Source organism: Bradyrhizobium sp. BRP22 (genome assembly GCF_020194175.1).
GTDB lineage: Bacteria > Pseudomonadota > Alphaproteobacteria > Rhizobiales > Xanthobacteraceae > Bradyrhizobium.
In genome coordinates this window covers 130,629-150,013 of the sequence record NZ_JADYVX010000012.1, presented here as the reverse complement: position 1 = coordinate 150,013, position 19,385 = coordinate 130,629, and the positions used below count along the sequence as shown (strand labels likewise).

Genomic DNA, 19,385 nt, shown 5'->3' with positions numbered 1-19,385 from the left:
ATAAGTGAAAGCCATGTATTCGTTGAATTAAACTATCCCCACCTTAACGGGTTTTCAGGGTATGAACGCCATCACGATGTGGCGAGAACGGCATCCCACACACATCTGGGGTACGTGCACCAATCGTGCCAGATTGAGGTCCTCAACCTTAAGGCAAACCATGGCGAACGAAGGGCAAGCAAGCCGTCACGGTCTCGATGGGCTCACCGCCGCGGCCACCAATGCCGCAAAAACAAATCCTGCCGGAGGCAAGGGCCTTCCCCCCGTGCATTTATGGAATCCGCCGTTCTGCGGCGATCTCGACATGCGAATCGCCAGCGACGGCACATGGTACTACATGGGCACGCCGATCGGCCGGCCGGCGCTGGTGCGGCTGTTCTCCACCATCCTGAAGCGCGAGGACGGCAAGCATTTCCTGGTCACGCCGGTGGAGAAGGTCGGCATCCGCGTCGACGATGCGCCGTTCCTAGCGGTCGAGATGCAAAAGGAGAAGGACGCACACGGACGGCTGCTCAGGTTTCGCACCAATGTCGACGACTGGGTCAATTGCGACGCCGCGCACGCCCTTCGCTTCGAGCAGGCGGATGACGGCGGGCTCACGCCCTATCTGCATGTCCGCGCCGATCTCTGGGCCAAGATCACGCGTCCGCTCTACTACGATCTGGTTGACATGGGGGAAGAGCGGATGGTCGATGGTCATCCGATGTTTGGAATCGAATCTGGCGGCGCGTTCTTCGCGATGGCGGATGCGAAAGAGGTGAGGGACGCGCTTTGAACGAGCCGATGCTGAAGACGGAGCCGGCGGCGATCAGCTCGGCGGAATTTTTCGCGCGCAGCCACGCGCGGCTGAATTTCGATGTCCCGCCCGGCCTGGTCGATCCCAACATCGTTCCGAGGACCGGCGATTCCGGCAACGACCGCATGCTCGAGATCATCGCGCGCGAGCAGCCGGTGCGGCCGGCTGCGGTGCTGATCCCGGTGGTCGATCACGATGAGCCGACGGTGCTGCTGACGCAGCGCTCGGAGCATTTGAGCAACCATGCCGGCCAGATCTCATTCCCCGGCGGCAAGATCGACGCGACGGATGCATCCCCGCTCGACGCCGCGCTGCGCGAGGCGGATGAGGAGGTCGGACTCACGCGCGACTTCATCGAGCCGATCGGCTATCTCGATCTCTATGGTACCGCGTTCGGCTTTCGCATCCTGCCGACGGTGGCGCGGGTGAAGCCCGGCTTCAAGCTCAAGATCAACGAAAGTGAAGTCGTCGACGCGTTCGAGGTGCCGCTTTCGTTCCTGATGAATCCGGCAAACCACCAGATCCACAGCAAGGAATTCCGCGGCATGGAGCGCTCCTATTATGCGATGCCTTTTGCCGAACGTTACATCTGGGGCGCCACGGCCGGGATCTTGCGCGTGCTGTACGAACGGATCTACATGCCATGATCCGTCCGGTATTGACCGAGATCGGAATCTTCCTGATCCCTTTCGCGGTCTATGCCTTGTTCCTCATTGCAACGCGCTCCGGCGTCTTCGCGAAGTCTTCCTGGCCGCTGCCTCTGGTCGCGAAGCTCGTGCTGGGAGCGCTGGTCCTGGTCGTGATCAGCTTCGTGATGCTCGCGCATTTCTCCGGCGCGCCGCCGAATTCGACCTATGTTCCCGCCCATATCGAGAATGGCAAGCTCGTGCCCGGAGTTGAGAAATGAGCCACGCACGCGCGCTGGAGCAGGCGCCATGGCTGAGATCGGGACCCACCGCACGCGTGCTGGCGCTGCTCAATGGGGACGGTGAAGAAGCGCGCGTGGTCGGCGGCGCCGTGCGCAACGCGCTGCTGCAGCGGCCGATCGGCGATATCGATCTCGCGACCACGGCGGTGCCTAAGGAGGTGGTGCGCCGCGCCAAGGCCGCGGGAATCAAGAGCGTGCCGACGGGCATCGAGCACGGCACGGTAACGTTGGTCGTCGACAAGCATCCGTTCGAGGTCACGACCCTGCGCGAGGATACCGAAACCTATGGCCGCAAGGCCAAGGTCGCATTCGGTCGCGACTGGGCGCGCGATGCCGAGCGGCGCGACTTCACCATCAACGGCCTTTCGGTCGATGCCAAAGGTGTGGTGCACGACTATGTCGGCGGGCTCGACGATATCACCGCTCGCCGCGTGCGCTTCATCGGCGATCCCGCTCAGCGCATTGCCGAGGATTATCTGCGCATCCTGCGCTTCTTCCGCATGCACGCGGCTTACGGCGCCGGCGATCCGGATCGCGCCGGCTGTCTCGCCTGTATCGCCGGTCGCGCCGGCCTGGCGCAGCTTTCAGCGGAGCGCGTGCGCATGGAGATGCTCAAGCTCGTGGTCGCTGACGGCGCGGTGGTCGCGGTCACCGCAATGGCCGACGGCGGGCTGCTGCAGATGATCCTGGGCGGCGTCGGCTATACCGGGCCGTTCGCAGGCATGATCGCGGCCGAGCGCGAACTCGGCATCGCGCCGAGCGCGGTGCGCCGCCTGGGTGCGCTCGCACTTGTCATCACCGAGGACGCAAGGCGCGTTGCCGCAAAGCTGCGGCTCACCAACGCGGAGGCAAAGGCGCTGGAAGCGATGGCGGATCACTGGTGGCAACTCGCCGGCCTCGACGAGGCGGCAGCGCGCCGCTGGCTCTACCGTCTCGGCGAGACCGCCTATCTCGACCGGCTGATGCTGGCGTGGGCACGGATGGGCGATGGCAACGAGACCGCTCATTGGCGCGAACTGGCACGGCTACCGCAGCGCTGGCAGGCGCCGAAATTTCCGCTGAAGGCGGCGGATTTCATCGCGCGCGGGATTGCCGAAGGGCCTGCGCTCGGCCATGTACTCGCGCAGGCCGAGCAGGCTTGGCTTGCCGCGGAGTTTCCGCTCGACGGGGCCGCGCTTTCGGCAATCGCCGACGAGACTGTCGCCCGCTTCACCCACGACCACCGGCTGTGAACATCCTCGCCGGTCAGTTTTTCCGATATCTCTGTATTCCAGCTTGCGCTGGTCGCCGGCGTCCTCGTCGGCCTTGAGGTAATGCCGTAGCCCGGGTGAAGCGCAGCGTAACCCAGGGCCGCTGGCAAATGTTGACGGAGCTGTCCCGGGTTGCGCTGCGCTCCACCCGGGCTACGAGGCTCACTCCGCGGGGTTTAGCAAACCAAGCGGCATCGCAGGCAGCGGCTTAGGCAACCTTGCCCTTGCGGCGATCGTCTTCGTCCTCGTCTTCTTCGTCCTCGTCGTCTTCTTCCTCTTCCTCGTCGTCGTCCTCTTCCTCGTCATCGGGATTGGCGGCTTCGAGGACCGCGACTGGCAGCGTTTCCCGAAACAGATCGCCGTCGATACCCATCCAAACGCATTCGACGGAGTCCTCGTTGACTTCCGCCACCGTGATCGGGTGCCCGCCCGATTTCAGCATCACCACATCGCCTGGTTTCAGTTCCATGGTCCACCCTTCGCCTTGATTGACGCGCGGGCACGTTACAGAGCCGTCATGACAATCCGATCACGAAAGATCGCCTCTACAAGATTTCCACGGGCATCAATTTGCGCGGCGAAGTGCCGCCATCGTCAGCGAGCGGCGCCGGGCAGCAGTTCTGTCAGGGCGCGGATGATGCGATCCGGCCTGACGCTCGATCCCGCCGGCAGGCCATCGCCGTGCACGTCGATCCAGATCGAGTAGATGCCGAGCCGCTGCGGCGCCACGACTTCCCACTCCAGATTGTCGCCCACCATCCAAGTATCGGATGCGTTGACGTCGAGTGCTTGCATCGCGTGCCGATAAGCGCGTTCTTCCGGCTTGCCGAAGCCGTGCTCGCCTTCGATCTGGATGTGGTCGAAGCGGTGCGTCAGCGCGAAGCGCTCGATCTTGGCGCGCTGCATCAGCGCGGCGCCGTTGGTGACAAGCGCAAGCTTGATGCCGAGCGCCCGCAGCCCGTCGATCGCATCGTGCGCGCCTGGAAACACGAAGATGCTTTCCTCGCGAAACGTCGTGAACCGATCGGCGATCCGGATCGCCAGATCATCTGAGAGGGGCGGGTAGCCGCTCGCACGAAGCGCGGCAAAGCCGCCCCTGACCGTTTCGCGGCGCGCCTCCTCGAGCTTCAGGCGCCAGACCGGCTCCGCCGTGGACCAGAATTTTCGCGCGAAGGCGAGGATCGCGGCGGCGACCACAGGCGGATCCAGCGGCGCCAATTCATCGGCGAACTCGGCAGCGATCGTGTTCCAGGCGATCTCGGGCCGGCCGTAGGCCGACAGGATGGTGTCGTCCATGTCGATCAGCATGGCGCGGGGAAGTTTGGGTGCCATCACGATCTCATGGCCATTTCGCATGCGGCGGCATCGACGACAGGATCGAATCCACGTTGCCGCCGGTCTTCAGGCCGAAAATCGTGCCGCGGTCGTAGAGCAGATTGAACTCGACATAGCGGCCGCGCCGCACCAGTTGCTCCTCGCGGTCATCCGCGGTCCATGCCGTCGCAAAATTGCGCCGGACCAGTTCAGGATAAATCTTCAGGAATGCGCGGCCGACATCCTGGGTGAAGGCGAGATCGGCGTCCCAGTCGCCGCTGTCGTGCCAATCGTAGAAGATGCCGCCGATGCCGCGCGCCTCCTTGCGATGCGGCAGGTAGAAATAGTCCTCGCACCATTTCTTGTATTTTTCATAGGGCGCGATCCGCGCATGCGCATCGCAGGCCGATTGCATCGCGGCGTGGAAGGCGAGGGCATCCGCATCGTTCTGCGTGCGCCGCCGGTCCAGCACCGGCGTGAGGTCGGCACCGCCGCCGAACCACGCCTTGGTGGTGACGACGAAGCGGGTGTTCATATGCACTGCCGGCACGTTCGGATTATGCAGATGCGCGATCAGCGAGATGCCCGAGGCCCAGAAGCGCGGATCATCCGCCGCGCCCGGGATCTGGGCGCGGAATTCAGGGGCGAATTCGCCATGCACCGTCGAGCAGTGCACGCCGACCTTCTCGAACAGGCGTCCGCGCATCATCGCCATCACGCCGCCGCCGCCGGGCTTGCCGGTATGGTCGGTGCGTTCCCACGGCGTGCGCGTAAAGCGTCCGGCATCGCCTGGATAGAGCGAAGCAGGCGCGTCATCCTCCAGCCGCTCGAAGGCGGCGCAGATATCGTCGCGCAGCGTTTCGAACCAGGTTCTTGCGCGCGCCTTGCGCTGTTCGATGGCGGATTTTTCCATGACTTCAGGCTTCCGGTCCGAAATAGGTGCAGCTCTCGTTGCAACTGTCACGATGCACGCTGACGCGGGTGACTTTGCCCGCATGCTGCACCCGTTCGAAGATGAAGCGCGACAGGTTTTCAAGCGTGGGTCGTCCAAGTGCCTCGATCTTGTTGAGGAACTTGTGGTCGAGCATCTTCTGCACCTCGGCGATGCAGCGTTCGAGCAGACCGAGGTCGAGCACCATGCCGGTCGCTGGATCCGGCGTACCGCGCACCGTCACTTCCGCACGAAACGAATGGCCGTGGATCTCCTCGCTGCTCGCGCCAAGGGTCGTTCCGGAGAGCGCATGCGCGGCCTCGAAGCGGAACGATTTCGTCAGTTCCCACATCCTGAAAGTCCAACTCCTATCTGATGCCCAGCGTCTTGTGCGTCTGCACACTCAGTCGCCATTGCGGGTGTTGCAAGCAGTACTCGACCGCGCGCGCGGTGTTTTGAATTGCGTCAGGCCCATCCATCGGCTGCAGCGAGAAGCGCTCGAAATCGAGATCGACGAAATCTTCCGGCGCGGCGTCCTGCTGTGGATAGACCAGCTTCAGCTCGTTCCCCTTCCGCACCATGAGTTCCGCGCCGCCTTTCGGGCTGACGCAGACCCAGTCCAACCCGTCGGGCGGCATGATCGTGCCATTGGTCTCGACGCCAATGGCAAAACCGCGCGCATGCAGCGCCTCGATCAGCGGCGCATCGACCTGCAGCAGCGGCTCGCCGCCGGTCAGCACGACATAGCGCTCCACATTGTCGCCCGTCCATTGCGCGGCGATGATGTCGGCGAGTGCCGCGGCGCTGGCGTAGCGACCGCCGAGCGTGCCGTCGGTGCCGACAAAATCCGTGTCGCAGAATTGGCAGGTTGCGCCGGCGCGGTCCTGCTCGCGGCCGCTCCACAGGTTGCAGCCGGCAAAGCGGCAGAACACGGAGGCGCGGCCGGCATGCGCGCCTTCGCCCTGCAGGGTCAGAAAAATCTCCTTCACCGCGTAGCTCACGGAATCTCCTTCAGCGGCAGGCTGCGGGTCTGCCGCAAGGCCTCGCCGATCGCCATCGCCGCCGACATTGCGACATTGAGCGAACGCAGGGGCGGCTTGATCGGAATCACCAGCCGCGCATCGGCGGCCGCCACCACAGCGTCGGTGACCCCTGCAGACTCACGCCCGAACAACAAGATATCGGAAGCCGTATAGCGAAAATCGAGATAGGAACTGGCGACCTTGGTCGTGAACAGGATCAGCCGGTAGCCCGCCTCGCGGCGCCATTCCTCGAATCTGGTCCAGGAATCATGGCGCATCAACCGGACGTGCTCGATATAGTCCATTCCCGCCCGGCGGAAATGCCGGTCGGAGGTCTGGAAGCCTGCTGGCTCGATGATATGGGCCGTCACATCCAGGCAGGCGCACAGCCGCAGGATGGTGCCGGTGTTCTGTGGAATATCGGGCTGGAACAGCGCGATCTGCATGGCCGTGGTGCTTGGTTGGGTCGTGCCGAAATGTCTCAATAAAACAACGTTCGGCGCTCATCTCGTGCATTGCACGCTTGCGAGCCGATAGCGGGCTTGCGCTCGTCCGGCAAGGGTGCCAATAGAACGATTCTGGACTGCTGTTCCGCCATTAGGGAGGAGGGATAGTGGTTTTCTGCCGCCGCGGGGGGCCGCGGGCGCCGGCAGGCCTCCCGGTCGCAATGGGCGCTGCCGGGGCGGTTCCACCGGCTGCAGACAAGAAAGGGCTTGGAATCGTGACGACAGCGTCTTCGGCGGACCATCCGACACGCCGTGATTTCCTTTTTGTTGCAACGGGTGCTGCTGCCGTGGTCGGCGCGGCTGCGACGGTCTGGCCATTCATCGATCAGATGAACCCGGACGCGGCGACCATCGCCGCCGGAGCGCCGATCGAGGTCGATTTGACGCCGATTGCCGAGGGGCAGGACATCAAGGTGTTCTGGCGCGGCAAGCCGATCTACATCAGTCACCGCACCAAGAAGCAGATCGAGGAAGCGCGCAGCGTTCCGCTCTCGAGCCTGCCTGATCCGCAGACCGACGAGGCGCGGGTCAAGTCCGGCCATGATCAATGGCTGGTTGTGATCGGCATCTGCACCCATCTCGGCTGCATCCCGATCGCCCATGAGGGCAATTACGACGGATTTTTCTGCCCCTGCCATGGCTCGCAATACGACACCTCCGGTCGTATCCGCCAGGGGCCCGCGCCCGCCAATCTGGCCGTGCCGCCGTATCAGTTCGTTTCCGACACCAAAATCCAGATCGGTTAAGTCTCGGCCCAGCCGAGGCTTGGAACGATCGCGTCGTCTTTTTTCTTCAGGATCGCATCAATGAGCGGACCATCCGATTATCAGCCGACCAACCCCGCTTTGAGGTGGATCGAACGGCGACTGCCGATCTTCGGCCTCATTCACTCCTCCTTCGTCGCCTATCCGACGCCGCGCAACCTGAACTACTGGTGGACCTTCGGTGCCATCCTTTCGATGATGCTGGCGGTGCAGATCGTGACCGGCGTGGTCCTGGCGATGCACTACACGCCGCATGCCGATCTCGCCTTCCGCTCGGTCGAGCTGATCGTGCGCGATGTCAACTACGGCTGGCTGCTCCGCAACATGCACGCCTGCGGCGCATCGATGTTCTTCTTCGCCGTCTACATCCACATGTTCCGCGGCCTCTATTACGGGTCGTACAAGGAGCCGCGTGAGGTGCTGTGGATCCTCGGCGTCATCATCTACCTCCTGATGATGGCAACCGGTTTCATGGGCTATGTGCTGCCGTGGGGCCAGATGAGCTTCTGGGGCGCCACCGTCATCACCAACCTGTTCTCCGCCGTGCCCTATTTCGGTGAGAGCATCGTGACGCTGCTGTGGGGCGGTTACGCTGTCGGCAACCCGACGCTGAACCGTTTCTTCTCGCTGCACTATCTGCTGCCCTTCGTGATCGCCGGCGTCGTCGTGCTGCACGTCTGGGCGCTGCATGTGGCAGGCCAGAACAATCCGGCCGGCGTCGAGGCCAAGACCGAGAAGGACACGGTCGCCTTCACGCCCTACGCGACGATCAAGGACCTGTTCGGCGTCTCCTGCTTCCTGATTTTCTATTCCTGGTTCATCTTCTACATGCCGAACTATCTCGGCGACGCCGAGAACTACGTCCCGGCCAATCCCGGCGTGACGCCGGCGCATATCGTGCCCGAATGGTATTATCTGCCGTTCTACGCGATCCTGCGTTCGATCCCGGACAAGCTCGTGGGCGTGGTCGCGATGTTCGCGGCGATCATCATCCTGTGCTTCCTGCCCTGGCTCGACAGCTCCAAGACCAGGTCGTCGAAGTATCGTCCGCTGGCCAAGCAGTTCTTCTGGATGTTCGTCGTCGTCTGCATCCTGCTCGGCTATCTCGGCGCGCAGCCGCCGGAGGGCATCTATGTGATCGCCGGCCGCATCCTCACGGTCTGCTACTTCGCCTACTTCCTGATCGTGCTGCCGCTGCTCTCGCGGATCGAAACGCCGAGGCCGGTGCCGAACTCGATCGCCGACGACGTGCTGGCGAAGACGGGCCGCAAGGCTGCGCCGATGGTATCGACCGTGATCGCGATCATGGTGGCAGGCGGGCTGCTCGTCGGCGGTGCGCAAAGCGCCAGGGCCGAGGGGGGTGAGGTTGCGCCGCCGGCGCAGAAATGGTCGTTCTCAGGCCCTTTTGGCAAGTTTGACCGCGGCGCGGTGCAGCGCGGGTTGCAGGTGTACAAGGAAGTCTGCGCGACCTGCCACAGCCTGTCCTTTGTCGCTTTCCGCAATCTCGCCGATCCCGGCGGACCCGGCTATTCGACGGCCCAGGCTGCCGCATTCGCCTCCGAATACAAGATCAAGGACGGCCCGAACGACCAGGGCGAGATGTTCGAGCGTCCGGGCCGGCCGGCCGACTACTTCCCGTCTCCGTTCCCGAACGAGCAGGCGGCCCGTGCGGCCAATGGTGGTGCGGCTCCGCCGGACCTCTCGCTGATCACCAAGGCCCGTTCCTACAAGCGCGGCTTCCCCTGGTTCATCATCGACTTCTTCACCCAGTACCAGGAGCAGGGCCCGGATTACGTCACTGCGATCCTGGAAGGTTTCGAGGAGAATCCGCCGGCCGGCGTGACGATTCCCGAGGGCTCCTACTACAACAAGTACTTCCCGGGCCACGCCATCAAGATGCCGAAGCCGCTGAGCGACGGTCAGGTCGCCTATACCGATGGTTCGCCGACCACGGTCGCGCAATATGCCCACGACGTCACGACCTTCCTGATGTGGACCGCGGAACCGCACATGGAGGCGCGCAAGCGGCTCGGGCTTCAGGTGTTCGTGTTCCTGATCCTGTTCTCGATCCTGATGTACTTCACCAAGAAGAAGGTCTGGGCCAACGCGCACTGATCGCGCTTTCGGCAACGTGAATTGAAAAAGCCCCTGCGGGGGCTTTTTTGTTGGCGCGATTGCGTCTCGTGCGCTGAGTAGTCAAGATACCCGCACCCCCCCCCCAGAAACATTCCGGAGGAATTCATGGGCACCACCATCACCTTCAAGCGTCCGGACGGAAAGGACGCCAGCGGTTATCTCGCCAATGCGGCGCGCGGCGATGCGCCAGGCGTGGTCGTGATCCAGGAATGGTGGGGATTGCAGGAGCAGATCAAGGGCCTATGCGATCGTTTCGCGCGGGCCGGCTTCGACGCGCTGGCGCCCGACCTCTACAAGGGGACGGTGGTGCCTTATCATGACACCGACGCTGCGGGTCGCGAGATGAACTCGCTCGACTTCATGGATGCCACCACGCAGACCGTGCGCGGCGCCGCGCAGTATCTCGCGCGCAACGGCGCGAAGGTCGGCCTCACCGGCTTCTGCCTCGGCGGTGCGGTGACCATCATCGGCGCCACCAAGATTCCGGAACTGACCGCCGGTGTCGTGTTCTACGGTATCCCGCCGGAGCAGGCGGCAAAGCCGGCAGACGTGAAGATCCCGCTGCAGGCGCATTTCGCCAACAAGGACGATTGGTGCACGCCGCAGGTGGTGGACGCCTTCGAGAAGGGCATGAAGGCAGCCGGCAAGTCGCTCGAGCTCTTCCGCTATGACGCCGAGCACGCCTTCGTCAACGAGCAGCGGATGTCGGTGCACGACCGCCGGGCCGCCGAGCTCGCCTGGGGCAGGGCGACGGACTTCTTCAAGAAGCATTTGGGGTGATCCTGGCTGCGATCACCCGACAGCTGTCGTCCCCGCGAAAGCGGGGACCCATACTCCGCGGCCGTCGTAATAGGCACGTGGGCAGACATCTCGCCGAATCACTGTAGCCTGTGGTTATGGGGCCTGGCGTGCGCCGGGACGATGTAGAGATTCACGCCTCGTTCTTCACTCCGTCCCACCACGGGCACGTTCCCGACATGCGTTTGAAGTTGCCCTCGATCACCTGCACCGGCGCGCGGCGGCCCTCTGCGGCGGCGTGCATCCGCATCTCGCGGGCAAGTTCGCGATCCCTGGCCGGCAGCCAGACGCGCTCGTGGCCCCACAGGCTCGGGCCGTCCTGCATCTCGTAAGGCTGCCAGGTCGCCGGATCGATCTCGCGGCCGCCCCAGCCGCATTCGATCATGAAGGATGACGGCGTCCTGGCGTAGAACGAGGTCATGAAGTCGTTGGTGTGCCGGCCGAGCGAGGTGCCGATGCGGTCGGGCTGGCTGAGCGCGACGTCGTAAGCCTGCCCGACATCGTCGAGCGAGTACATCTCGACCATCAGATGATGGATGCCGCTCGTCCCGGTCTCGATCAACGCCAGGCTGTGATGGCGCGGGTTGACGTGGAAGAAATAGGCGCGAAACGGCTTCAACATGTAGTCGGAAAGCCCGAAGCCGAGCACGTCGACGTAGAACGCCATCATCGGGTCGATGCGCTGTACCGTCAGCACCGCATGTCCCAGCCCGAGCGGGCCGGTGCGGAAGCCCGAGATCGCGCGGCCGGGTTTGAACGGCGTCGCATCGATCTCAGCGCCATGAAACGCTTCCAGGCGGTTGCCTTCGGGATCGTGGAAGGAGATCAGGGCGCGTACATGCCTGGCGTCGGCGAGGGCTTGCGGCTCCGCAGTCAGCGCGACGCCGGCCTGCTCGAGCCGGGCGGCAAGCTCATCCAGTGCCGCCGCGTCCGCCACCTCCCAGCCGAAGAAGCGCGATCCTTCCGCAGCGGCGCGATCGATCACGATGCGTTGTTTGCGGTCATCCATCCGGAAGGCGAGCAGCGAATTGCCGCGCTCGATCGCCTGCAGGCCGACCAGGGTGGTGCCGAATTCCCGCCAGTCATCGAGCTCAGTGGCGCCGAACCCGGCATATCCGAGACCCAATAGTCCCATATGCGCCTCCACCATTGTCCATTGGGCGGTTGGCCCGCCGCTCCTTGGGATCAAACTTACGCGAATTCGCCCGCCTTCAAACCCCAAAGATGGACTTTGGGCAGGCTCGTGGCCAGGCTCGTCCCTTGACATGGCTCCCGGCGGGTGGTGTTTAGCGGGTATGAGCACCGTTTTCCGCCCATCCTGTCTTTGGTGGCCCACCTTCTCCTAGGTGGCCGGTGCGATTTCATTCAAAATATCGTCGAAGGTCGCCATCGCAGTGCGACGGTCCCTTCGGTTGTCCTGTGTGGCGCTCCCTCGCTAACTCTCGTAAGAGGAACACATGAACAGGACAGTCTTCTCCCTGCCGGCGAAAAGCGAGTACCGTACCAATGGCGGGCTTGCGGTCGCCCGCGTGGTCGAACAGTTCACCGGCAACGCCGGCCGCCTCGATGACCTGATCGATCTGCTCGACCGCCGCCGCGGCGTCGTGCTGTCCTCGGGCACCACCGTCCCGGGGCGCTACGAGAGCTTCGATCTCGGCTTCTCCGATCCGCCGCTGGTGCTGGAAACCACCGGCACCAATTTCTCGCTGTCGGCACTGAACCAGCGCGGCGAGGTGCTGATCGCCTTCCTCGCTGATGTCCTGCGCGAGCCCTGCGTCGTCATCACCCAGAAGAGTGCGGCACGCCTCGCGGGCCATATCATCCGCGGCGAAGCCCCGGTCGAAGAAGACCAGCGCACCCGGCGCGCCAGTGTGATGTCGCTGGTGCGCGATCTCGTGGCGGCCTTCTCGTCCGGCGCCGATCCGCTGCTCGGCCTGTTCGGCGCCTTCGCCTACGACCTCGTGTTCCAGATCGAGGATCTCCTGCAGAAGCGGTCGCGCGAGGCCGACCAGCGCGACATCGTGCTGTATGTGCCCGATCGGCTGCTCGCCTATGACCGCGCCACCGGCCGTGGCGTGGTGCTGACATATGACTTCGCCTGGAACGGCAAGTCCACCGAAGGCCTGCCGCGCGACACCGCTGAGAGCCGTTATCGCCAGACCGACCGTCAAGGCTTTGCCGATCATGCGCCTGGCGAATATCAGGCGACCGTGGAGGTCGCGCGCGCCGCGTTTGCCCGCGGCGACCTGTTCGAGGCGGTGCCCGGCCAACTCTTCGCCGAGCCCTGCGAGCGTTCGCCGGCGGAAGTGTTTCAGCGGCTGTGCCGCATCAACCCGTCGCCCTATGGCGCGCTGATGAATCTGGGCGAGGGCGAATTCCTGGTGTCCGCGTCGCCGGAAATGTTCGTCCGCTCGGACGGAAGGCGCGTGGAGACCTGCCCGATCTCGGGCACGATCGCCCGCGGCAGCGATGCGATCGGCGATGCCGAGCAGATCCGCCAGCTCCTGAACTCGGAGAAGGACGAGTTCGAGCTCAACATGTGCACCGACGTCGACCGCAACGACAAGGCGCGCATCTGCGTACCCGGCACCATCAAGGTGCTGGCGCGCCGGCAAATCGAGACCTACTCGAAACTGTTCCACACCGTCGATCACGTCGAGGGCATGCTGCGTCCGGGTTTCGACGCGCTCGATGCCTTCCTCACCCATGCCTGGGCGGTGACGGTGACCGGCGCGCCGAAATTGTGGGCGATGCAGTTCGTGGAAGACCATGAGCGCTCGCCGCGACGCTGGTATGCCGGCGCCATCGGCTGCGTGAATTTCGACGGCAGCATCAACACCGGCCTCACCATCCGCACCATCCGCATGAAGGACGGGCTCGCGGAGGTGCGCGTCGGTGCCACCTGTCTGTTCGACTCGGATCCGGCGGCCGAAGACCGCGAATGCCAGGTGAAGGCCGCAGCCCTGTTCCAGGCGCTGCGCGGCGATCCGCCGAAGCGGCTCTCGACCATTGCCCCCGATGCCACCGGCTCCGGCAAGAAGGTGCTCCTGATCGACCACGACGACAGCTTCGTGCACATGCTGGCGGACTATTTCCGGCAGGTCGGCGCCGCCGTCACCGTGGTCCGGCATGTCCATGCCCAGGAGATGTTGAAGCGGAAGGGCTGGGATTTGCTGGTGCTCTCGCCCGGTCCGGGGCGGCCGGAGGATTTCGGGATCTCGAAAACCATCGGCGCGGCGATCGACAAGAAGCTGCCGATCTTCGGGGTGTGCCTCGGCGTGCAGGCGATCGGCGAATATTTCGGCGGCCAGCTCGGCCAGCTCGGCCAGCCCGCCCATGGCCGGCCCTCGCGCATCCAGGTCCGCGGCGGCCGGTTAATGCAAAATTTGCCGAACGAGATCGTGATCGGCCGCTACCATTCGCTTTATGTCGAGCGCCAGAGCGTGCCTGATGTATTGTCGGTGACGGCGACCACCGAGGACGGCATCGCGATGGCGATCGAGCACAAGACATTGCCGGTCGGCGGCGTGCAGTTCCACCCGGAATCGCTGATGTCGCTCGGCGGCGAAGTGGGCCTGCGCATCGTGGAAAACGCGTTCCGGCTGGATGCGAAGGCGAATTGAGGGCAGGATTTCACACTCGTCATTCCGGGGCGATGCGCAGCATCGAACCCGGAATCTCGAGATTCCGGGTTCGGTCCTGACGGACCGCCCCGGAATGACAGTTAAAGCGAGACAGCAATGACATTTGACCTCGACCTGAAGGCCGCCATTCGCACCATTCCGGACTATCCGAAGCCCGGCATCCTGTTCCGCGACATCACCACGCTGCTCGCCGACGCTCGCGCCTTCCGCCGGGCGGTGGACGAACTGGTGCATCCATGGGCCGGCTCGAAGATCGACAAGGTCGCCGGCATCGAGGCGCGCGGCTTCATCCTCGGCGGCGCGGTAGCCCACCAGGTGTCCGCCGGCTTCGTGCCGATCCGCAAGAAGGGCAAGCTGCCTCACACCACGGTGCGGATCGCCTACTCGCTCGAATACGGCCTCGACGAGATGGAGATGCATGCCGACGCGGTGCATCCCGGCGAGCGCGTGATCCTGGTCGATGATCTCATCGCCACCGGTGGCACCGCCGAGGGTGCGGTCAAGCTGCTGCGGCAGATCGGCGCCAACGTCGTCGCCGCCTGCTTCATCATCGACCTGCCCGAACTCGGCGGCGCCGCCAAGCTGCGGGCGATGGATGTCCCCGTCCGCACGCTGATGTCGTTCGAGGGGCATTAGCCTTCTCAGGCACGACAGTCACGACCGCTGCAGTTCCGTAGCCCGGTGAAGCGAAGCGTAACCCCGGGGCCGCTGGTAATGTCCCGGGTTGCGCTCCGCTCCACCCGGGCTACGACCTTTCGCAGGAACCACGGCTACGACCGCTGCAGCATCACGCTCAATTCGAGATCGCGGAACATCGTGTAATTCCGCCGGATCCACTGATGAAGTTCGGTGGACGAGTCCTTCTCGTGCCTGAGATAGGCGGTGAAGGAGAAGTTCAGCCGGTCGATATAGGTCTTCAGGAACACCGGCAGCGCGCTCAGGCGGAGCACCCGGCCCTGGCCCATGGCCGCGGGCAACTCGCCGCGCACCACGAACTCGTTGTCGATGGTGATCAGCGCCCGCGGCGGAATTTGCCGGCGCAGCATCTCGTAGCTGCGCGCCGAGGCCCGGTCGATATCGGCAACGAACAGGATGACCGGCGCGACGTGGCGGCGCAGCGCTTCCTTCATGAAGCCGATCTCGTCGATCATCTTGAAGAATTCGTCGAAGGCGTGGTAGCCGAGGTCGATCACCTTCGCTGTCCCGTCATTGACGATCAGCCGGTCCATCAACTGCATCTTGCCATAGGTGTCGATGACATCAGCAGTCTCGGTGGTCCTGGGGAGATAGTCGAGCAGCGACGGCTCCTTCAGATTGATGTCGAAGGAAATCACGTCGCCGTTCTTCAGCAGCAAGAATTCGCTCAGCAGCCGCGCAACCAGGGTCTTGCCGACCTGGGGGCGGGGCGAGCAGATGATGTAGATCGGCGTCGCTGACATCGCCTGCTATATCAGGCGATTTTCGTGCCTAATCCAGCCCCGCATGCCCCGGACGGGCGACTATTTTTCGCCGCTTCGTGTCACCGGCTTGGCGCCGACCAGGTCGGTCAGCTTGATGCGGTCGAACTCGCTCCAGACGTTGGCGAGCCAGTGCCGGACATAGCCGCGGAGCACGAAAGAATAGTTCGCCGCCTCGTCGTGCGGGCCCTTGTTGGCGACGAATTTGAGAAATGGGACGGAAGCGACCTCGACCTGCTCATAGGCCATCTCGTTGAGCTTCGGGATGGTCAGGTCGGTCGCGTCCTTGATGCGGTGGAAATAGGAATTGTAGGTCGACTGGTCCCACTGGAAGAACTGGGTGTCGTTGATGAAGTTCTTCACTAGGAAGTATTTCGCACCGCTCATGAAATTGGCGGTCTCGGCGATCTCGTCCAGCGAGGCGATCGAGGGGCCGAGGATATGGAACACCGCGAAGGTAATCTGGCCGGACCGGGCCGCATCCAGGAAGCCGATGTCGCGCAGCGAGGCGAGCGCCGGTGACAACAGGCCGGCGCGGACGTCGATCACGGTGACCATGGGGCCGGAATTCAGGGTGTCGAAGATCTTCATCTGGTCCGCGGTCGTCGTCATGTCGACGATCTCGGTGATCTCAGGATGGAAGCGCTTCAGCGTTCCCCGCGGCGATTCGGTGTCGAACGCCCGGGTCCCGACGTTGTTCGCGTTGAAATAGTCCAGAAGCGTCCGAGATACGGTCGTCTTGCCGACCCCGCCCTTGTCCGCGCCCACCACAATCACGACTGGCTTTGCCATGGAAATCCCTTAAGACACGCGCGCTCCCGACCGCGAGGGCGATCGGCAAGTCCCCGTTTTCTGCTTTGGGCGCGAACATGGCAGAAACAAGGGAGAATTCAATTCCTTGAATGCCAAGCAGCGCATTTGGTAGGGATTTTCTTAATGAGTTGAAGGGCGTGACGCCACAATCAAAAATGTCGGCCCCAGGGGCCCTGAGTGGGCGGTTGCTGCGACGGCGGAGCCGGCTCAGCCGGGTCGCTCCAAGGGCCACGCGAAGGGCTTGGCGGAACGGGAGGCGGAGGTTCGCCCTGTGCCACCAGTTCCTGTGAGCCTTCTCCGGGAGCCGCCGCGGAATCCACCGGGAGGGCGATCGGCCCGGGATCATGACCACCGGCGAACTTTACCAATGCATCCACCCTGGATTGCACCGAGGGGTGGGTCGCAAACAGGTCGGCGAAGCCCTCGCGCGGATTGTCCACGCATAGTTCCATCACCGCCGAAGTCGCGCCCGGCAGTTCGCCCCGATTTTCGATCTTGCGCAGGGCCGAAATCATCGCATCGGGATTCTTGGTCAGTTCGACCGATCCGGCATCGGCCAGGTACTCGCGCGACCGCGACAGCGCCAGCTTGACCACCTGCGACAGCAGCCAGGCCAGCACGATCAGGACGATGGCGATGATGATCACGATGATCGCGCCGCCGCCCGAGCCCTTTCGATCGGACGAAGACGAGGAGGATGATGATGACGAGGAGGAGGACGACCAGCCGCCGCCGGTGGAATTCCACGACAGGTTGGTGAACATCCGGAAGAACAGTTCGCCGAAGAAGCCGACCGCGCCGGCAATGATGACCGCGATCACCATCAGCTGCACGTCGCCGTTGCGGATATGGGTGAGCTCATGGCCGAGCACGGCCTCGATCTCCTGGTCGTTCAGCGCCCGCAATAGGCCCGTGGTGACCGTGACGGCATATTGGCGCTGGTTCAGTCCGCTGGCAAAGGCGTTCAGGGCCGGGCTGTCGATGATCTTCAGCTTCGGCATCGGGATGCCGCGCGAGATGCAAAGATTCTCCAGGAGATTGTAGAGCCGCGGCTCTTGCTGTCGCGTCACGCTCTCGCCGCCGGTAACGGCGTCGATCATGTTTTGGTGGAAGAAATAGGCGATCACGATCCAGAGCGCCGCGCCGATCGTGGCGTAGGGGGAAGCCGAGATCAGGTCATGCAGCGCCCGCATCAGGTAGTCGTCGACCGAGCGGCCGCTGTCGATCATGACTTCCGCAACTAGCGCGCCGGAATAGACCAGCACGTAGATCAGGACGAACAGTCCGGCGAGCAGCAGCATCGAACGGAACTTGTTCGATGCGATGTGGGTGTAGAGACCGTAGGCGGCCATGATGCGCTGCTGCTCGCCGAGAGGCGCGAGGCGTTTAGAATTTCACGCTCGGCGCGGTCTCGACTTCGCTGCGGCTGGCGCCGAGGTCGAAGAAGTCCTTGCGCGTGAAGCCGAACATGCCGGCGAACAAAGCGGCCGGCATCTGCTGGATGCCGGTGTTGTATTCCTGGACCGCGTTGTTGAAGAACCGGCGGCTGGCGGCGATCTTGTTCTCGAGGTCGGAGAGTTCGCTTGCGAGCTGCTGGAAATTGGCGTTGGCCTTCAGGTCCGGATAGGCTTCCGACAGCGCGATCAGCCGGCCGAGCGCGCCGCTGAGCTGGTTCTCCGCGGCTGAGACTTGCGCTGGCCCCTGTGCTGATATCGCCGAGTTGCGGGCCTTGATCACGTCGTCGAGCGTTCCGCGCTCGTGCGCCGCATAACCCTTCACGGTCTCGACCAGGTTCGGCACCAGATCGTGGCGCTGCTTGAGCTGGACGTCGATGTCGGCAAAGGCCTGGTTGACGCGCTGGCTCAGCGCCACCAGTCGGTTGTAGGCGGCAAACGCAAACAGCACGAGGACGACGATGACGCCGAGAACGATCCAGCCGGTCGACATGGACAAACTCCTGATGGGAAGGACACGCGAAACCTAGACGAAAACCTAGGCGCGCGTCAGCCCGCCCCTGCGGTGGGCCTGCGTTGGTCGGGCCGGGGATTAGTTCAAGCGTCCGACACGGCGTCGCCCCATCGCCAGCGCCGGGCGCGGGCGTAGTTGGCCTTGGCGCGGCGGGGGATTTTTGCGATCGAGAGGCCATCCGGGGTGCAGAGTTTTGCGGTCACCTCCGCCTTGCCGACGACAGGTTGCGCCAGCACACGCGAGGGGTGGCTCGTGACTGGTGCCCGCGTCAGCGCGACATAGGCAAACCGTTCGTCCTCGAACGGTACTTCCGCGCCCTTGACCTGCATATGCGCCCGCGAGCGGGAGAGCCGCTGGCTGAAATGGCACCAGTCCGGCGCCTCAAGAGGGCATTCTTCGTCATGCGGGCAGGGGGCCGCGACATGGGCGCCGGCCGCGATCAGTTGCGCCCGCAGCGCGATGGTCCGCGCATAGCCCGCGGGCGTTCCGGGTTCGACGATCACAAGTGTCTCGCGCGTCTTCTCCCACATCAGTCCGGCGAGCGCGGTTCGCTCGGCCTCATCGACCTCGCCGACCATGTAGCTCGCGATCACGAGATCGGCTGGCGCGGCATCGGCGAGCAGCTTCCGGGCCGGCCCAAGTTCATAACGCGCGTCGCGCAGCCGCATGCCGGCGAGACCAAGCGCCAGTGCCCGCAACGTGGCGTTGGCATCGAGCAGGACGAACCGTTGCAGCGACGGAAATGCTTCCGCCGCCGCCCAGCTCGCCGTGCCCGGGCCGGCGCCGATGTCGAGCAGCGACGTCGGCGCGAAGTCCGGCTTGATCTCGATGAGTGCATTGAGGTTGGCGGCGACGGCAGCGTAGGTCGCGGGCATCCGTGCCAGCGCGTAGGCGAGCGCATCGGTTTCGGATTTGATCGTGCCCGAGCCGCCGCCGTCGCGGTAGGTCCGCGAGATCGTGGCGGCGCGGCTTGCCGCTTCGGTGCGCGAGAATCCTTGCAGTTTCGCGTCGAGCGCAACTTTCAATTCAGCCGGAAGATCGGGCGAGATCATCTGTTC

The 19,385-nt window shown here is 63.9% G+C and carries 21 protein-coding genes; 9 read left to right on the top strand and 12 right to left on the bottom strand.

Going from position 1 to position 19,385, the window contains the following annotated elements; genetic code table 11:
• Positions 1–160 precede the first annotated feature (160 nt).
• From I6F35_RS17910 to I6F35_RS17895, 4 genes are read left to right on the top strand one after another with little or no spacing between them, the layout of a single operon-like run.
• Entirely contained in the window at positions 161–775 is a 615-nt protein-coding gene (locus tag I6F35_RS17910; protein WP_225119010.1) for a DUF1285 domain-containing protein, read from the top strand.
• Positions 772–1,443: a CoA pyrophosphatase gene (locus tag I6F35_RS17905; RefSeq protein ID WP_225119009.1), complete on the top strand. Its 672-nt coding sequence runs from the start codon at positions 772–774 to the stop codon at positions 1,441–1,443. The genes I6F35_RS17910 and I6F35_RS17905 overlap by 4 nt, the downstream gene beginning before the upstream one ends.
• On the top strand, positions 1,440–1,703 hold the full coding sequence (locus I6F35_RS17900; protein WP_225119008.1) for a DUF6111 family protein: 264 nt from the start codon (positions 1,440–1,442) through the stop codon (positions 1,701–1,703). The genes I6F35_RS17905 and I6F35_RS17900 overlap by 4 nt, the downstream gene beginning before the upstream one ends.
• Positions 1,700–2,956: a CCA tRNA nucleotidyltransferase gene (locus I6F35_RS17895; protein ID WP_225119007.1), complete on the top strand. Its 1,257-nt coding sequence runs from the start codon at positions 1,700–1,702 to the stop codon at positions 2,954–2,956. The genes I6F35_RS17900 and I6F35_RS17895 overlap by 4 nt, the downstream gene beginning before the upstream one ends.
• 226 nt (positions 2,957–3,182) lie before the next feature.
• Here I6F35_RS17895 and I6F35_RS17890 read toward each other — a convergent pair whose 3' ends face one another.
• The 6 genes from I6F35_RS17890 to I6F35_RS17865 all read right to left on the bottom strand — a co-directional run bounded on the left by I6F35_RS17890 (position 3,183) and on the right by I6F35_RS17865 (position 6,687).
• Entirely contained in the window at positions 3,183–3,443 is a 261-nt protein-coding gene (locus I6F35_RS17890; RefSeq protein ID WP_225119006.1) for a DUF2158 domain-containing protein, read from the bottom strand.
• Positions 3,444–3,568: 125 nt separating this feature from the next.
• Entirely contained in the window at positions 3,569–4,306 is a 738-nt protein-coding gene (locus tag I6F35_RS17885) for an HAD family hydrolase (RefSeq protein WP_225119005.1), read from the bottom strand.
• 7 nt (positions 4,307–4,313) lie between these two features.
• Entirely contained in the window at positions 4,314–5,201 is an 888-nt protein-coding gene (gene hemF / locus I6F35_RS17880) for an oxygen-dependent coproporphyrinogen oxidase (RefSeq protein WP_225119004.1), read from the bottom strand.
• Between the two features lie 4 nt (positions 5,202–5,205).
• Positions 5,206–5,571 (bottom strand): 6-carboxytetrahydropterin synthase, encoded by a 366-nt coding sequence (locus I6F35_RS17875; RefSeq protein WP_225119003.1) that lies wholly within the window; start codon positions 5,569–5,571, stop codon positions 5,206–5,208.
• Positions 5,572–5,587: 16 nt separating this feature from the next.
• A complete protein-coding gene (queE, locus tag I6F35_RS17870) occupies positions 5,588–6,220 on the bottom strand; it encodes a 7-carboxy-7-deazaguanine synthase (protein ID WP_225119002.1) in 633 nt (210 codons plus the stop codon).
• Complete coding sequence (locus tag I6F35_RS17865; RefSeq protein WP_225119001.1) at positions 6,217–6,687, bottom strand: tRNA (cytidine(34)-2'-O)-methyltransferase; 471 nt, start codon at positions 6,685–6,687, stop codon at positions 6,217–6,219. The genes queE and I6F35_RS17865 overlap by 4 nt, the downstream gene beginning before the upstream one ends.
• A gap of 275 nt (positions 6,688–6,962) precedes the next feature.
• Here I6F35_RS17865 and petA point away from each other — a divergent pair, with 275 nt between their 5' ends.
• The 3 genes from petA (at position 6,963) to I6F35_RS17850 (ending at position 10,427) form a co-directional block, all read left to right on the top strand.
• On the top strand, positions 6,963–7,493 hold the full coding sequence (gene petA / locus I6F35_RS17860; RefSeq protein WP_225119000.1) for a ubiquinol-cytochrome c reductase iron-sulfur subunit: 531 nt from the start codon (positions 6,963–6,965) through the stop codon (positions 7,491–7,493).
• Positions 7,494–7,553: 60 nt separating this feature from the next.
• A complete protein-coding gene (locus tag I6F35_RS17855; RefSeq protein WP_225118999.1) occupies positions 7,554–9,626 on the top strand; it encodes a cytochrome c1 in 2,073 nt (690 codons plus the stop codon).
• 126 nt (positions 9,627–9,752) lie between these two features.
• On the top strand, positions 9,753–10,427 hold the full coding sequence (locus I6F35_RS17850; RefSeq protein WP_225118998.1) for a dienelactone hydrolase family protein: 675 nt from the start codon (positions 9,753–9,755) through the stop codon (positions 10,425–10,427).
• A 151-nt stretch (positions 10,428–10,578) separates the two neighbouring features.
• Here the strand turns inward: I6F35_RS17850 and I6F35_RS17845 are convergent, their stop codons facing one another.
• Positions 10,579–11,580, bottom strand: coding sequence for a VOC family protein (locus I6F35_RS17845; RefSeq protein WP_225118997.1), 1,002 nt, complete (start codon positions 11,578–11,580; stop codon positions 10,579–10,581).
• 322 nt (positions 11,581–11,902) lie between these two features.
• Here I6F35_RS17845 and I6F35_RS17840 point away from each other — a divergent pair, with 322 nt between their 5' ends.
• Together I6F35_RS17840 and I6F35_RS17835 are read left to right on the top strand one after the other, a co-directional pair.
• Positions 11,903–14,068, top strand: coding sequence for an anthranilate synthase component I (locus I6F35_RS17840; protein ID WP_225118996.1), 2,166 nt, complete (start codon positions 11,903–11,905; stop codon positions 14,066–14,068).
• Between the two features lie 117 nt (positions 14,069–14,185).
• Positions 14,186–14,725, top strand: a complete 540-nt coding sequence (locus I6F35_RS17835; RefSeq protein WP_225118995.1) for an adenine phosphoribosyltransferase — start codon at positions 14,186–14,188, stop codon at positions 14,723–14,725.
• A gap of 134 nt (positions 14,726–14,859) precedes the next feature.
• Here I6F35_RS17835 and I6F35_RS17830 read toward each other — a convergent pair whose 3' ends face one another.
• From I6F35_RS17830 to I6F35_RS17810, 5 genes are all read right to left on the bottom strand, one after another.
• Entirely contained in the window at positions 14,860–15,528 is a 669-nt protein-coding gene (locus I6F35_RS17830) for a hypothetical protein (protein ID WP_225118994.1), read from the bottom strand.
• A gap of 60 nt (positions 15,529–15,588) precedes the next feature.
• Positions 15,589–16,338: a hypothetical protein gene (locus tag I6F35_RS17825; RefSeq protein WP_225118993.1), complete on the bottom strand. Its 750-nt coding sequence runs from the start codon at positions 16,336–16,338 to the stop codon at positions 15,589–15,591.
• Between the two features lie 170 nt (positions 16,339–16,508).
• Positions 16,509–17,711 carry a M48 family metallopeptidase gene (locus tag I6F35_RS17820; protein WP_225118992.1) on the bottom strand — a complete coding sequence of 401 codons (1,203 nt, stop codon included), beginning with the start codon at positions 17,709–17,711 and terminating at the stop codon, positions 16,509–16,511.
• Between the two features lie 34 nt (positions 17,712–17,745).
• Positions 17,746–18,306: a LemA family protein gene (locus I6F35_RS17815; protein ID WP_225118991.1), complete on the bottom strand. Its 561-nt coding sequence runs from the start codon at positions 18,304–18,306 to the stop codon at positions 17,746–17,748.
• 104 nt (positions 18,307–18,410) lie between these two features.
• Positions 18,411–19,379, bottom strand: a complete 969-nt coding sequence (locus I6F35_RS17810) for a small ribosomal subunit Rsm22 family protein (RefSeq protein ID WP_225118990.1) — start codon at positions 19,377–19,379, stop codon at positions 18,411–18,413.
• Positions 19,380–19,385: the final 6 nt, after the last annotated feature.